This is a genomic window from Oleiphilus sp. HI0043, from assembly GCF_001634935.1.
Map to the genome: position 1 here is coordinate 1 of NZ_LWEY01001105.1, position 955 is coordinate 955.

Annotated in this window: 2 protein-coding genes; one reads left to right on the forward strand and one right to left on the reverse strand. The window is 44.4% G+C overall.

Features of this window, described 5'->3' with window-relative positions; all coding sequences use genetic code 11:
• On the forward strand, window positions 1-207 hold a 207-nt coding region (locus A3729_RS33035; protein ID WP_197475828.1), incomplete at its 5' end, for a hypothetical protein.
• Window positions 208-229: 22 nt separating this feature from the next.
• On the opposite strand, the gene A3729_RS12160 is transcribed toward A3729_RS33035, so the two are convergent.
• The coding region (locus A3729_RS12160) for an EAL domain-containing protein (protein WP_156497918.1) at window positions 230-955 on the reverse strand (726 nt) is incomplete at its 5' end.

The following is a 955-nucleotide window of genomic DNA, read 5'->3' on the forward strand; positions in this document are numbered from 1 at the left end:
AACGGTAAGTCCCGCACTTTAGAGGTAGATAACGTGATTTTGTGTGCAGGACAGGACTCAAATCGTAAGTTGGCAGATGCTTTGTTGGAAGCGGGTGCTGAGGGTAAAGGGATGAAGGTTCATGTTATCGGTGGTGCAGACCTCGCAGCTGAGCTGGATGCAAAACGAGCCATTGACCAAGGTTCCCGTTTGGCCGCTGAAATTTAATCTCTATAGAGGCTTTTATAAACTAGGCTGCCTTAACCCAATTGATGAAGTCTGACTGATTCATCGGTTTTGCAAAAAGGTAGCCTTGAACTCCTTTTACATCCTTCTTACGCCGTACTTCAAGCTGTGTTGGTTGTTCAATTCCTTCGGCAATAACTTCAAAGTGGAAGTGTTTCGATAGTGCGATAACGGTATCTATCACTCCGTGTGTCGACGGTTCATCAGACAAGGTGCTGATAAAGCTTTTATCAATTTTGATTTCGTTCACAGGCAGGCTGTTTAGATAGGACAGTGAAGAGTAGCCCGTGCCAAAGTCGTCAATAGATATCTTGAAGCCTTTTTGCCTCAACTCATCAAGGATAGAAACGGTTTGTTCCAGGTCCTCTATTAACATCCCTTCCGTTATTTCCAACATAAAATATCCCGGGGAAAGCTCGTAGTGCTCCAGTGTGCGAATCAAGTTCATTGGTAGTGTGTTGGACTTAAGCTGGGAAGGGCAGATATTTACCGATATGCGAAAGTTATCTTTGAGTAAGTCTAAGCGCTTCAACTGACAAAGTGTTTCGCAAGCTTCGGTTAGCATTGCTTCCTGAATTTTATCCATAGCGCCCATGCGTTCGGCAACGGGGATAAAATCATTCGGGTAGATTAGGCCTCTTTCAGGGTGATGCCAGCGAATTAAAGCTTCTGCGGCAATTAGTTTTCCATTCAAATCTACTTGAGGTTGATAATGGGCGTGGAAGGCAAA